Raw genomic sequence first — 13,111 nt, forward strand, 5'->3', positions numbered from 1 at the left:
CAGGCATGCGTCGAATCCCTATCACACCGACTGCCGCCTACATGGCCTTCAAATAGGCCTCGGCCGCAGCAAAACGAAGCAACGAGCCGATCACCAGATCGAGGAAGCCGAGCAGATGAATCGGTTTCTCGGCAGCGACCCAGGCCTTGCCGGTAGCGCCGACCGGGATATGCACTCCCTCCGGCTCCTCGAATTCGAGAATCAGCGTCCGCCCGATCTCGTTTTGATTCTTCAGCACATGCTGGGTGACGCTTTGCGGTGTGCCAAACAGCGAGCCCTGCGCCTCGCCGGTCGATTCGGTAATGCTATGCACCCGGGCCCGGAAGATCTTGCCCGGGTAGGCATCGACATAGAATTCCGCGAAGGCACGCGGCTTGATGTACTCATATACCTGATCCGGAATGCGCAGTTCGATGAATTTCTTGGTCGTGAACATGTGGATGAACGCCGGCCGAAATTCGTCGAAATACTGTCCCTCCGACGAGAACTGCACTGCCACCTGGCCGTCGACCGGGGCGACGACCAGGGCCTTGTCGATCTTCCACTGCAGATCGGCCATATCCTGCTCGGCCTTGGTCACCAGATCGCGCTGCGCTTCGACTTCAGCCACCTTGGCGTCGTACTCGGCTTGCGGCACGATTTCACCACGCAGTTTTCCGAGGCGCTTGAGGTCGTTCTCCAGTTTCCCTAGTTGCGTCTGCAGTCTGGCCTTCTCGGCCCGCTTGGCCGCCATCTGGATTTCGTAGCGGTCGGTTTTGTAGCTGTATATCGGATCGCCGGCCTTGAGCTTCTGGTTGTGGGTCACGTAGAGATGGTCGATCTCGCCGCCAGCCGGGCTGTTGAGCACGATGTGCGGCGCCTTGACCGTGGTCGTTGCGGTCAGGTCGATGAAGGCGTAGAAGCGGGTAAAAGTGAGCAGCACGAAGAGCACGAAGACCGCGCCCAAGCCCATGGCGACGAAATTGCCGGGCGTCTTCTTGACGATGCCGAACTTGACGAGCAGCCAGCAGATCAGCAGGTAAGGAACGAGAGTGAGTTTCATGCTTGGCGCTCCTCGACGCTCTGGATGGCCGGAGCCGAGACGGCCTCCGCCGAAGCCGTCTCGGCCGGCGCCGCCTGGATCGATTTACCATCGGTTTCAGCCGGCGTACGGGAACGACGCAGGATATTGACCATGAAGTCCTCGAAAGCCTGCCAGTCCACATAAGCGAGGAAGAGGGCCACCGCCCATACCCAGTGCTCGAGCAAGCCAAGCAGGGTCAGGGCACTGACCAGCTCGGCCTGGCGCATTTTCTTGTGATCGGCCTTGTGGGCCGGGATTTCGTGCACCCGCCAGGCCAGCATCAGTACGCCGACGACGATGAGCAGCAACAACGGCAACAGCAGGTAAAGCAGCCAGTCGGCATCAAGAATCGTGCGATAGATACCGAAGGGTTCATTGACGTAATAGCCCTCGGGCTTCGGCTCGCTATAGACATGGAAAATCATCAGAAACCTCCTCCCAGCGCCTTGTAGTATTGGCTGCGGGCCAACAGTTGATTTTGTCGTGCATCGGCTAGCGATAGTTCGGCATTGAGCACCTTGATCGATTCGGCGAGGACTTCGAACTTGCTGGAACGCCCGGCGTCGTAGCTCTTCTGGGTCAGGGCCAGCGATTTCCTGCGGGTCGCCACTTCGGCTTCCGAGGAGGCCACCTGACTGTCGCTGGTGTCGCGCAGCAGCATCGCCTCGTAGGTGTCGCGAAAGGCAACCGAAACGGTGTAGCGATAGTGGGCGACGGCCTTCTCGCGGCGAGCTTCGGCCCCTTCGCTCTTCGACTGGACGAGGCCGGCATCGTAGATCGGGCCGCTCAGGGTGGCACTGGCATCCCAGAAGAAGGGGAAACCGGTTATAGCGCCGGTGGTACTGGCGATCAGGCCGGCCAGCAAGGCCAGATTGAGGCGCGGGTAACGTTCGGCCCGGGTCGCGTTCAGGTCGGCATGGGCAGCGACCAGCATCTGTTCGGCAGAGGCAACGTCGGGCCGACGCAGCAGCAGGGCGGAATCGAATTCGCGCGGCGTATCGGGCACGCGAGGCTGAGCGCCGCGCGGCAGATGGCCTGCCATCTGCCGTGGGCTGCTCCCGACCAGCAGTTGCAGGGCGAGTTCGGTCTTGGCGATGGCGGCTTCGATGTTCGGAATGCGGGCTTCGGTGGCCGACAATTCGGCCAGGCTTTGTCGATAGGCGAGTTCAGTCCCCGCTTCGGCCTTCCAGCGGCGATATTCAAGGTTAGATGCGTATTTGAGATCTTTGGCTGCGTCGCGGGTCATGACCAGCTTGGCATCGAGGGTACGCAACTGCAGGTAGGTGTCGACAACGGCCGAGGAGACCGACAGGACAGTGGCGTTGCGGGTGTGCTCGGAGGCAGCCAACCGGGCCAGGGCGGCGTCGTTGGTCTGGCGAATACGGCCCCAGAGATCGATTTCCCAATTGACGGCGGCACCGACCGCGCCCATCGCATTGGTCTTGTTCAACTCGTCTTCGGTCATCGTCAGATTGAGCTGACGCTGGCTGAGGCCGGCCTTGACGACGCCGTCTACGCGCGGCGAAAGCAGAGCGCGAGCAGCTCCGGCATTGGCTCGCGCTTCTTCTATATTGGCCGCAGCCTTGGCGAGGTCAAGGTTGTTGGCCAGCGCCTGCTCGACCAGTTGGTCAAGAACCGGATCGGCAAAGGCTTTCCACCATTGGCGGTCAACACTCAGCGGCTTTAGGGCCGCCGCCGGCAGATCGAGGCTGGGTGGCTCGTAGACCGGCCAGATAACGGAGCAGCCAGCCAAGCCGAGAACGGCACTGAGGGCCAGTGGCTTGATCAGGGGACGAAAGACTGACGACATAGACAAACCCAAATCCTCGGCGGGGCGAGGGGGATGCCGGGCATCCCCCCTGTTTCGATCAGGCTTACTTGCGCGGTGCGGCAGTCACTTCAAGCGCAACGGCCTCGACGAACTCTGCCTCGACCTGGTTACCAACCTTGATTTCCTTGAACTGGGCCGGATCATTGACCGCCAGTTCGACGGTACGCTTCGGACCACGCAGGGTCACGGTACCAGCCTTCGGATTGACCGCCACCACATTGGCGACGACGCGAACAGTATGCTCGACAGCGCCAGCCGGCTTATCACCCTCTTTGGCCCGGACGGCCTGAGTAGACTCGGAGCGCTCGCGGATGCCGCTGTTCTCGACCTTACGTAGCTTGAGGGCCAGTGCCTGGACGTAGGTCAGGGTAACCAGGTCGCCGACGCGAATCTGATCGAAATTACGTGCGCCCTCACCCAGTGCCATGAAAATTTCATTCCCCTGGGCGCCAACCACAACGACGCTACGGCTCTTCTTGTCGATCGACTTGATCTTGCCTTGTAATTGCACAGCCTCGCCAACTGAAGCCTGGCCGGGTGCCGTGGCGGCGATGACCGCTGCTTGCGGAGTATTTTGGGCAGCGGCCAGCAGGGGCATCGAGAGCATGGCCGCAGCCAACAACGTGGAAATTTTGTTCATGATCATCTTTCTGTAAGAGAAAAAACATTATTTGATCGAAGCAACAAAAGACGCATATGCAGAATGAAATATATATCACTCAGCACTTAGCCAACCAGCATTCCCGTCAATTCAAATCGTCATTTTTGTAATACTTGGTGCCTTTGATCGTCGCCTCCACCGCCAGGCCCTTGTCGGTTACCTGATAAAGCCAGACACCGGGGCTGACCGAAAGTGCGCCCTGCAAGGCCATGCCCTGCTTGCCATCAGTGGCGGCAACGCTGGTCTGCGCACCGGCCTCCCAGCCGGAATCGATGAAGGAGCGCAAGGCCCTGGGATTCTCGAAGACAAAGACTAGGCCGAACTTTTTAACGCCTATCCCCAATCCGGCCTGGACCTCCAGCATGTCCATGAAGATTTCCTTATTGTTTGCCCGGTCGAAGGCAATGCCTTTGCCGCTCCCGCCGCCAGCGAAAAATATCTTCATGCCGAAATTGCTGAAAACGGCATAACCGGCCGCCGATTCAACGGCTTTTCTGGCCGCTGGCTGAGCCTGATACAGGTGCTTCAAAACGGCTTTGGTGGACTTCCTGACTTCGGCCCGCTGGGCCTCCTTGTCGGGCGCGGCCTGAAGTGGCGGAGTCGCCAGCAAAAGGAACGCCACACCCAGCACACGGAAAAATTGATTGATCTGCATCACTGACCTCCGCTCATCTGCCTACGCAAAAACGAACTTCACCAGCCTTCCCGGATACCAAACCAGTCGGAAAAATGCCTACCGGCCACCACCGGAGAAAGTCGGTGCGCCAACGACTACCGACATTAACACTGCGCATAGAACAAGTTTGTAAACAATTGCAGCGTACAACATCAGCATCTTGTTTGAGCATAAACTGTCTGGGCGTCTTGGCAAGACAGCCAGAAAAACAGCTGCCCAGCGAAGCCTTCGGTCACATAGACAAACGGAGGTCACTGATGAGCGCTACTTCATCTGCTGTTCCGCTGTACCTGGCGAAGCCTTTCCTGTCGCTATCGTCTTCGCGCCGATGGCGGCCTTGGCGATTGCATTGCTGATCATAGCCCTGATGTCGGTTGGCGCGTCTTTGTCCTTACCTGCTGGAAATTTCTCGGCTATACCTGAACATAGCCCCCACCAACCCGAAGGAGATCACCATGGATTCAACTTCCGCCGACCAAGGAATGCTCACCGTCCTCGTCGAACGCCTGGAAAAGCAACGCCTGCCCCGCGCCCTGGCCTTGAAGGAAAAGGTCGACCGGGGCGAAATTCTGAGCGATTACGACATTTCCTTCCTGGAAGAGGTATTCACCGACTCGACGAACATCAAACCACTGATCGAGCGTCACCCCGAATATCAGGCACTGGCCGGCAAGGTCACCTCGCTTTACCGGGAAATAACCGAAAAGGCCCTGGCCAACCAGCAGCGGAGCGATCAGGCCTGAAACCGCCATCAGCAACAGGATGCACCAAACAAAAAAAGCTGATTCCTTGCGGAATCAGCTTTTTGTGCATTCTGGCGCGCCCGAGACGATTCGAACGTCCGACCACTGCCTTCGGAGGGCAATACTCTATCCAGCTGAGCTACGGGCGCTTGGGAGGAGGGATTCTACCTTTAGCCGGCGCTGGCGTCCATGCCATCGAGGCCAATAAGAGTACCAGTTGCATTATTTAAACGACGGTTCAGTCGAAGAAGGTCCGCGCAGCTTCGAAACGCTGGGCGTAGTAGCGATCACTGAGGCGGTCGATCCTGACCTTGCCGTTGGTAGACGGCGCATGGACGAAACGGGCATCACCGATATAAATGCCGACATGCGAAAACGGCCGATTGCTGGTATTGAAGAAGACGAGGTCACCGGGGCGCAAGGCGCCGCGCTCGATCGGCTTGGCATTGCGGGCAATCTCAAAGGCACTGCCGCGGACTTTCAGATTGGTCGCCTGACCGTAGATGTAACTGACCATGCCGCTGCAATCGAGACCTGCCTCGGGGTTCTTGCCGCCAAAGCGATAACCGGTATCGATCAGCCCCAGCGCATACAAGGCGACCTCGTTGCCCAGCTCGCTGACCGGTAAAGACGGTTGCGCTATAGTTCCCGTCGCAGCGACTGGGCGCGGCGCCGGGCCACTACAGGCAGCCAGCAGCAGGCAGGCGAGCGAGACGAAAATCAGGGCGGGAACGCGCATCGAGTTAAAGCTCTTTCCGGGAACAGTGCATAACTTACCGTTTTTACAGGATTTTTCAAGACCATGAATCTACAAAACAGGGCATTGCTGCGGTCGACCAACTTTATTGACGGAAAATGGACTGCGGCCGACAGCGGCGTCAGCTTTGCCGTCTTGAACCCGGCCAATGGCGAATTGCTGACCGAGGTGCCCCGCTGCGGCAGTGCAGAAACCCGCCGCGCCATCGCGGCAGCCGAAGCGGCCTGGCCGGCCTGGCGCGCCCTGACCGCCAAGCGGCGCGCCCAACTGATGCAGGTCTGGTTCAAGCTGATCATTGAAAACGCTGACGACCTAGCGCAACTGGTGACCGCCGAGTGCGGCAAGCCGCTCAGCGAAGCCAGGGGTGAAGTGATTTACGGTGCCTCGTTCGTCGAATGGTTTGCCGAAGAAGGCAAGCGCGCCTACGGCGAAACGATTCCCAGCCCGGCTGCCGACAAGCGACTGGTGGTGATCAAGCAGCCGATTGGCGTTTGTGCGGCCATCACGCCCTGGAATTTCCCGCTCGCCATGATCACCCGCAAGGTTGCACCGGCACTGGCCGCCGGTTGCCCGGTCGTCGTCAAACCAGCCGAACAGACGCCGCTCACCGCATTGGCGCTGGCCGTGCTGGCCGAGCAGGCCGGCTTCCCGGCTGGCGTCTTCAACGTCGTCACCGGCCTGCCGGCGGAAATCGGCGGCGAGCTGACCGCCAATCCCAGCGTCCGCAAACTGTCATTTACCGGCTCGACCGGCGTCGGCCGGCTGCTGATGGCGCAATGCGCGCCAACCGTCAAGAAGGTGTCGCTCGAACTGGGCGGCAACGCCCCCTTCATCGTTTTCGACGATGCCGACATCGATGCTGCGGTCGACAACGCCATCACGGCAAAATACCGCAACACCGGCCAGACCTGCGTCTGCGCCAACCGCTTTCTGGTGCAATCCGGCGTTTACGAGGAATTCGCCCGTAAGTTTGCCGCCAAGGCGAGTGCCATGAAGGTTGGCGCCGGCATTGAAGAAGGGGTCGTCCAGGGGCCGCTGATCAATGCCGCGGCGCTGGCCAAGGTCGAAAGCCACGTCGCCGACGCGCTCGGCAAGGGAGCGCGCGTGCTGTGCGGCGGTGCCCGCCATGAACGCGGCGGCAACTTCTACCAGCCGACGGTGCTGGCCGATGTGACGACGGCGATGCAGGTGGCACGCGAGGAAACCTTCGGCCCGGTCGCCCCGCTGTTCCGTTTCGAAACGGAAGCCGAAGCCATCGCGCTGGCCAACGATACCGAATTCGGCCTGGCCGCCTACTTTTTCACGGCGAGCGTCAGCCGCTGCTGGCGGGTCGGCGAAGCCCTGGAGTACGGCATGGTCGGCATCAATACCGGCCTGATCTCGAATGAAGTGGCGCCGTTTGGCGGCATCAAGCAGTCCGGCATCGGCCGCGAAGGCTCGAAGTACGGGATCGAGGATTATCTCGAAGTGAAATACATGTGCTTCGATATCAACGGCTAGCTAGGGCTGCGGCATGGCGAAACTGATCATCGTCGGCCTGCTCGCGCTGCTCGCCGTCCTGCTCTGGCGCAACTGGGGCAAGCGGCGGCAAGCCGCCTACATCGACAGCTTTCCCTACCAGCGTTTTCTCGACCAGCGACTGGCGGCCCGCCGCCCTGAACTGAGCGAGGCGCAGCGCCGTGAAGTTTTCGCCGGGTTGCAGGACTATTTCCAGCTTTGCCGAACAGCCGGCCGCCGGATGGTGGCGATGCCTTCACAGGCAGTGGACGACGCCTGGCATGAATTCATCCTGTTTACCCGGCACTACGACAAATTCTGCCGCCGCGCCTTTGGCCGCTTTCTGCACCATACGCCGGCCGCGGCGATGAACTCGCCGACCCAGGCCAGTGATGGCATCCGGCGTGCCTGGCGACTGGCCTGTGCCCGGGAAAAGATCGACCCGAAAAATCCGGCGCGCCTGCCCCGGCTCTTTGCACTGGATGCGGCGCTGGCGATCAGCGGCGGTTTCATTTACCAGCTGGACTGTCTGGCCCAAGCCCAAGGGGCGACCGGCAGCGGTTTCTGCGCCAGCCATATCGGCTGCAGCAGCGGCTGCTCAGGCGATACCGGCAGCGCTTCGGACAGCAATAGCGGCAGCGATGGCAGCAGCGGTTGCGGCGGAGGCTGTGGCGGCGACTAGCTCCGGACGGCCGGCTCCGGCGGAGAATAGACGACCACCCGGTTGCGGCCTTCGTGCTTGGCGATATAGAGCGCCAGATCAGCCAACTGGGTCAGCTCATCCGCCGTCTTGCCATGGTCGGGGTAGCAGGCCAGGCCGACCGAGGCAGTAAAGCCCAGTTCGATGTCACCAATCGGGAGGCGAAGCTGGCTGATCATCAGGCGCCAGCGTTCGGCCCGTTTCTCGGCAACCTTGAGCGGCATGCGCGGCAGCAGGATGACGAACTCCTCGCCACCGTAGCGGCACAGCACATCTTCGTGCCGGATGTCGGCCGTCAACATGCTGGCCAGTTCCTTCAGGGCTTCATCACCGGCCTGGTGGCCGTAGCTGTCGTTGATCTGCTTGAAGTGGTCGAGATCGAGGATCAGCAGCGACAGCGGGTAGCCCTCACGCTGCGCCCGCGACAATTCGCGTTCCAGCGTTTCGTCGAGATAGCGGCGGTTGAAGCAGCCGGTCAGACTGTCGCGGATCGCCTGCTCCTGCAAGGCGGCCTGCAGGCGCTGGATCTCGTCGAGTTGCTGGCGCAGGGTGTCGTTGACCGAGCGCAACTGCTGCTCGGCGGTGCGACGTTCGGAAATATCGCGGGCGATACCAAGGATGGAAAACGGTTGTCCCGCTTCGTTGAGCAGGAAACTGGCGACCACCTCCGAGGAGATGGTGCCGCCGTTCTTGTGCGGCTGATCGATCTCGACCGTCGCCGACAGCGCGCTCCGATCACCGCGAGCCAGCCGGGCCAGATGCTCCTGCAGCAACTGGCTGACATGGGCGTACGAATCGGGCGTCATCGCCTCGGCCAGCGGCTCCGCCATCACCTCCTCGGCCGTAAAGCCGCGCACCCGCTGAATCGCCGGGCTGACATAGGTAAAGCGCATGCTTGCCAGATCGAGCGTCCAGATGACGTCCTTGCTGTGCTCGGCCAGCGTCCGGTAACGCTCCTCGCTATTGCGCAGGGCGGCCTCGGTGCTGAGCCGGGTGGCGATTTCGCGCCGCAAGCGCTGGTTCAAACGGGCAAAGTAGGCGGCCATCAAGGCTGCCAGCAGAATGATGCTGGCCCCGGCCAGAAAAGCCGGCCAGACCCAGGGCGGCAGTACATCGGGTTCGGCGTGATAGAGCAGGCCATTGAGCGAGGCATTGGCCGGCAACATGCCGAGCTCGGTGTAAGTCTGGGCGATATGCTGCCAGCGCGTTGCCGACATATGGCCGATTTCGACCAATTCCGGCTGCATCAGTCGCGTCATCTCGCTGGCCTCGAAGAGCAGATGGGCGCGACTATGGCGCGGTGAATAACGCTCGCCGATCAGAGCGACAATCTCTTCCGGGTTGGCCATCGCATAGCGCCAGCCGCGCAATACCGCTTCGCGGAAGGCGCGCACGGCAGCGGGCGACTGTTTGATTTTCTTTTCGGTGGTGAACAGGACGTCACCGTAAAAATCGATGCCGACCGAGTCGGGGCTGAACTGCCGATAGGGAAAGTGGGCTTCCCGCAGCAGGAAAGGCTCGTCGGTCGAGTAGCCGGAAATCGCATCGACCTTGCCGGCAATCAGGTCGGCCGGATCGAAGGAGTGGGGCTGCGCCTCGAATTTTTCAACGCCTTCCCGCTTCAGGTAGGCGTACAACTCGCTCTCGTGCGGCGCCAGCATGATGCGCTTATCGTTCAGCGCATCGACATTGGGCACATGCCGGCGATTGACCAGCAGCACGAGCGGCGAATGCTGAATGATGGCGGCCAGGGCAACCACCGGCTGACCGCGGCCACGGCGCAACGCCAGTTCGGAGGCGGCAATGCCGTAATCGGCCTCGCCCTTGAGTACCATGTCGACCGGATCGATTCCTTCGGCCAGTTCGCGCAGACTGACGTCGAAACCCGCCTCACGGAAATAGCCCTTCTCAATGGCCGCGTAATAGCCGGCAAATTGAAACTGGTGTTTCCAGTTGAGTTGCAGGACGACTTTTTCCAGCGCGTACGCTGGCGAAAGCACCAAAAGAAGCAGAAAACAGATCAAAAACCGCATGAGCGTATTATCTCAACACCGTCCCATCCCGTGCGGATTTACTTGTGATAGGTGCGACTGCTGCCGCTCGAACCGCCATGGCCGCTATTGGCCACGTTGTCGAACATGTTCCAGCCCTGGTGCTGGGCATAGCTGAACAAGGCAAGGGCGAGCAGGCCGGCGGCGAAGTTGAAATGTTTGAACATCAGTCGTCGTCCGAATCGTCGCTGCTCGCCGGCGCATGGTCGCTCTCGGCCCAGCGCCGGGCTTCGAAGGCGGCATGGCGGAGCCGGGTAAAGATCGGGAAGGCGACCAGGAAGATCATCACCATCACGAAATTGGACCAGCCGGCGCCGCCGGTGAACACCTCGATGGTGTCGCGCACCACCACCGGCTTTTCCGGCGCCAGTTCGGGGTCGACCGCCAGATAGTAGGTGCCGGGCGGAATGGCGAGGAAGACGACTTCGTCGTCGCGGCTGCCCTCGGACCAGCTTTCGCCACCGTCGTTGCCGTAGTAGTAAGACAGTTCGCGACTGGCCGGCCAGGCCTCACCGGTCACCTTGTTGACCAGGGTCAGGTCGAGACCGATCCAGTTGTTGTCGAGCCCGGCGATATTACGGACGGTGATCTTGCGCGGTTTGTCGCGGACCTCGAAATCGCGGGTGTTGACGCTTTCCTCCAGCATCTGCGGCGCAAAATTCAGTTCCTGACGGAGCAACAGCTTGCCGCCGGAAATGAAGGCGAAGAAGGCCTGCAGCACGACAGCGAGCAGCGCCAGCTTCCAGAACAGGCGGCAAATGCGTTGATGGGTGTCGCCCCACGGGTTGGGCTGGTTGGCAAACACGCCGATCGGTTCGGGCAACTTGCCGGGCAACTGGAAAGCCGCTTCGATGACGGCCGGTGCGACATAGCGCCCTTGCGACCAACTCAGTTCCTTGTTGCTCGATTCGCGCGACAGCATCAGCGGAGGCGCCACGTAGTCGACCACCCGGTTGCTCTCGCCCCGCCGGACCCGCCAGGTGAATTCGCCGGCGACCTGGATCACCTGCGCCGTCGGCGCCGTCGAGAAATGCTTGAACGTCTCGCCGCCCCAGCGAACATCGGCCAGTTCCATCGAACCACTTTGCGCCGGAGGCTTGGACAGCACGTCGGCGATGTTCCAGTGGCCGTTGTATTCGGTCAGCCAGCGGTAAGTGCCGTTTTCAGCCGCCAGCAGGTATTCACGCCAGTCGTACTCGATGCCTTCGATCCTGCACTGCTTGACCAGGAAGCCGATGACCTCGACCGGCTTGTCCTCCAGCTGCCCCTTGCTGCCCAGCGGCAGACGCGGCACGTACTTTTCGTCGCGGCTGCCCAGTGCCTTCGACAGGATCTTGTAATTCTGGTCGGCCGTATCGACCACCGCCCCGCAGGAAGCGCAGCCCACCGCCAGAATATCCTTCGAGCGCGCTGCCATCGGCGAACCGCAACTCGGGCAACGGAAAACCCTGGCCTCGACCGCCTTGTCCGGCAAGGCCATGCCATCGCGCAGGTTGGCCATTTTCAGCGACTTGAAATCGACTGCCTCGCCGATGAACAGCAGCGGCGGCGTTTCCGAATAGTCGAGAGTGGCGAAATTTGCCCCATTGCGCAGGTCGACCGCAGGCACCGGGTAACCGGCCCCGACCTTGAACGGCAGCTCGCCCTGGCCGGCGACGCACTCGGCATTTTCGATATTGCTGACCGTCCACGTCTGGCTGGCCAGCACGAAGCGCTGGCCGATCTTCAGATCGTCGAATTGCGGCAGCGCGTCCGGCACGAACTGCGCAAAAGTGAGCACATACTCACCACCAGCCTCCGACAACCAACCGGTCCGCATATCATCGAACAGCAGATGCCACTCGTTCCACAAGCCCTGGCTGTACTTGATCTGGATGCGCCCAATCAACGCGAAATGGACACCCTTGTAGCTGCCTTCCGCCCCCAACTGCAGCGGCGAACGATCCTCGACCAGCGCCGCCATCTTGCCGATATCTTCCAGCGCCTGGTCGTGGCGAACCAGCGTGCTCTGGCAGTATTCACAGACGGCAAAGATCGACGCCGCCGATTTGAAGACAACCGGCGCGCCGCAGGAGGGACAGGAAGCAGTTACGGCCACAGGGCTGCGGTCAACTCAGTTTTTTGAGCAATTCCGCTTTCTTGGCGTCGAACTCGGCCTGGCTGAGGATGCCTTTTTCGACCAGTCCATGCAGTTTTTCCAACGTCGCCACCACCTCGTCGGCCGACACCGTAACGGCCGCAGGGGCGGCCTGGCCGGCCGGCTGCACCGCCGAGGCCATCGCCTGCCCCATGACCTGCCCGAAGCCGACCCCGGCGCCGAGGCCGACGCCCATGCCGGCCATGCCGCCTTCGTTCTTCGCCGCTTCCGGGATGGCATTGGCGACCTGGTACTGCGTGTAGCGCTGCATGTCGCCGATCATGTTCATGCCGATCTTCTGGTCGAGGATCTTCTGCAACTCTTCCGGCAGCGAGACGTTCTGAACGACCAGCGAATCGAGGGTCAGGCCGTATTCGGCGAACATCGGCTGCGCCTTGGCGAACATCGCCTTGCCGAACTCGTCCTGGCTGGCCGCCATGTCGATGAAGGCGACGCCGGATTCGCCAAACAGGTCGGTCAGGCCGGCAACCATGGTGTTGCGCAACTGGCCTTCGAGTTCGTCGCGGGAGTAGCTGTCGCGGGTACCGGAAATCTTCTGGTAGAAGGTCTTGGCGTCGCTCAGGTGGTAGCTGTAGATGCCGAAGGCACGCATCCGGACGATACCGAATTCCTTGTCGCGGATGGTGATCGGGTTCGGCGTGCCCCACTTCTGGTCGAGTTGCAGGCGGGTCGAGAAGAAGTAGAGGTCGGACTTGAACGGGGATTCGAACAGCTTGTCCCAGTTCTTCAGGTAGGTCAGCACCGGCAGCGTCTGCGTCGTCAGCTTGTACATGCCGGGGCCGAAGACATCGGCCACCGTGCCTTCGTTGACGAAGAGGGCGAGCTGCGAATCGCGCACGGTCAGGCTGGCGCCGTTCTGGATTTCCATTTCGGCCATCGGAAAACGCCAGGCCAGCGTGCCGTCGGCATCCTCGGTCCATTGCAGGATGTCGATGAATTGTTTCTTGATGAAGTCCATCAGTGCCATAAATTGC

The 13,111-nt window shown here is 61.0% G+C and carries 13 protein-coding genes and 1 tRNA gene; 3 read left to right on the forward strand and 11 right to left on the reverse strand.

Annotated features, from left to right (window positions below):
- Nucleotides 1-37: 37 nt before the first annotated feature.
- The 5 genes from GH663_RS01090 to GH663_RS01110 all read right to left on the reverse strand — a co-directional run bounded on the left by GH663_RS01090 (nucleotide 38) and on the right by GH663_RS01110 (nucleotide 4,210).
- A complete protein-coding gene (locus GH663_RS01090; RefSeq protein WP_153129900.1) occupies nucleotides 38-1,042 on the reverse strand; it encodes an HlyD family secretion protein in 1,005 nt (334 codons plus the stop codon).
- The gene (locus tag GH663_RS01095; protein WP_153129901.1) at nucleotides 1,039-1,488 is read right to left on the reverse strand and encodes a hypothetical protein; all 450 of its coding nucleotides are present in this window, start codon (nucleotides 1,486-1,488) and stop codon (nucleotides 1,039-1,041) included. Before GH663_RS01095 ends, GH663_RS01090 begins: the two co-directional genes overlap by 4 nt.
- The gene (locus GH663_RS01100; RefSeq protein ID WP_153129902.1) at nucleotides 1,488-2,873 is read right to left on the reverse strand and encodes an efflux transporter outer membrane subunit; all 1,386 of its coding nucleotides are present in this window, start codon (nucleotides 2,871-2,873) and stop codon (nucleotides 1,488-1,490) included. The genes GH663_RS01095 and GH663_RS01100 overlap by 1 nt, the downstream gene beginning before the upstream one ends.
- A 64-nt stretch (nucleotides 2,874-2,937) precedes the next feature.
- On the reverse strand, nucleotides 2,938-3,534 hold the full coding sequence (locus tag GH663_RS01105) for a hypothetical protein (protein WP_153129903.1): 597 nt from the start codon (nucleotides 3,532-3,534) through the stop codon (nucleotides 2,938-2,940).
- Between the two features lie 106 nt (nucleotides 3,535-3,640).
- The gene (locus GH663_RS01110) at nucleotides 3,641-4,210 is read right to left on the reverse strand and encodes a lipid-binding SYLF domain-containing protein (RefSeq protein ID WP_153129904.1); all 570 of its coding nucleotides are present in this window, start codon (nucleotides 4,208-4,210) and stop codon (nucleotides 3,641-3,643) included.
- A 476-nt stretch (nucleotides 4,211-4,686) separates the two neighbouring features.
- Here GH663_RS01110 and GH663_RS01115 point away from each other — a divergent pair, with 476 nt between their 5' ends.
- Complete coding sequence (locus tag GH663_RS01115; protein ID WP_153129905.1) at nucleotides 4,687-4,974, forward strand: hypothetical protein; 288 nt, start codon at nucleotides 4,687-4,689, stop codon at nucleotides 4,972-4,974.
- 72 nt (nucleotides 4,975-5,046) lie between these two features.
- On the opposite strand, the gene GH663_RS01120 is transcribed toward GH663_RS01115, so the two are convergent.
- Both GH663_RS01120 and GH663_RS01125 read right to left on the reverse strand, forming a co-directional pair.
- Nucleotides 5,047-5,123, reverse strand: a tRNA-Arg gene (locus tag GH663_RS01120).
- A gap of 89 nt (nucleotides 5,124-5,212) precedes the next feature.
- Entirely contained in the window at nucleotides 5,213-5,713 is a 501-nt protein-coding gene (locus tag GH663_RS01125; protein ID WP_153129906.1) for a C40 family peptidase, read from the reverse strand.
- 63 nt (nucleotides 5,714-5,776) lie between these two features.
- Between GH663_RS01125 and GH663_RS01130 the strand changes: the two genes are divergently transcribed.
- Both GH663_RS01130 and GH663_RS01135 read left to right on the forward strand, forming a co-directional pair.
- A complete protein-coding gene (locus GH663_RS01130; RefSeq protein WP_153129907.1) occupies nucleotides 5,777-7,231 on the forward strand; it encodes an NAD-dependent succinate-semialdehyde dehydrogenase in 1,455 nt (484 codons plus the stop codon).
- A 13-nt stretch (nucleotides 7,232-7,244) separates the two neighbouring features.
- Nucleotides 7,245-7,910: a glycine-rich domain-containing protein gene (locus GH663_RS01135; RefSeq protein WP_153129908.1), complete on the forward strand. Its 666-nt coding sequence runs from the start codon at nucleotides 7,245-7,247 to the stop codon at nucleotides 7,908-7,910.
- Here GH663_RS01135 and GH663_RS01140 read toward each other — a convergent pair.
- From GH663_RS01140 to GH663_RS01155, 4 genes are all read right to left on the reverse strand, one after another.
- Entirely contained in the window at nucleotides 7,907-9,928 is a 2,022-nt protein-coding gene (locus GH663_RS01140; RefSeq protein WP_170291308.1) for a diguanylate cyclase, read from the reverse strand. The two genes, GH663_RS01135 and GH663_RS01140, sit on opposite strands and share 4 nt — an antisense overlap.
- A 71-nt stretch (nucleotides 9,929-9,999) precedes the next feature.
- Nucleotides 10,000-10,146, reverse strand: a complete 147-nt coding sequence (locus tag GH663_RS01145) for a hypothetical protein (RefSeq protein WP_153129910.1) — start codon at nucleotides 10,144-10,146, stop codon at nucleotides 10,000-10,002.
- A complete protein-coding gene (locus GH663_RS01150; RefSeq protein WP_153129911.1) occupies nucleotides 10,146-12,077 on the reverse strand; it encodes a DUF4178 domain-containing protein in 1,932 nt (643 codons plus the stop codon). Before GH663_RS01150 ends, GH663_RS01145 begins: the two co-directional genes overlap by 1 nt.
- A gap of 10 nt (nucleotides 12,078-12,087) precedes the next feature.
- Nucleotides 12,088-13,104: an SPFH domain-containing protein gene (locus tag GH663_RS01155; protein WP_153129912.1), complete on the reverse strand. Its 1,017-nt coding sequence runs from the start codon at nucleotides 13,102-13,104 to the stop codon at nucleotides 12,088-12,090.
- Nucleotides 13,105-13,111: the final 7 nt, after the last annotated feature.

It is taken from the genome of Dechloromonas hortensis (assembly GCF_009469765.1).
GTDB lineage: Bacteria > Pseudomonadota > Gammaproteobacteria > Burkholderiales > Rhodocyclaceae > Azonexus > Azonexus hortensis.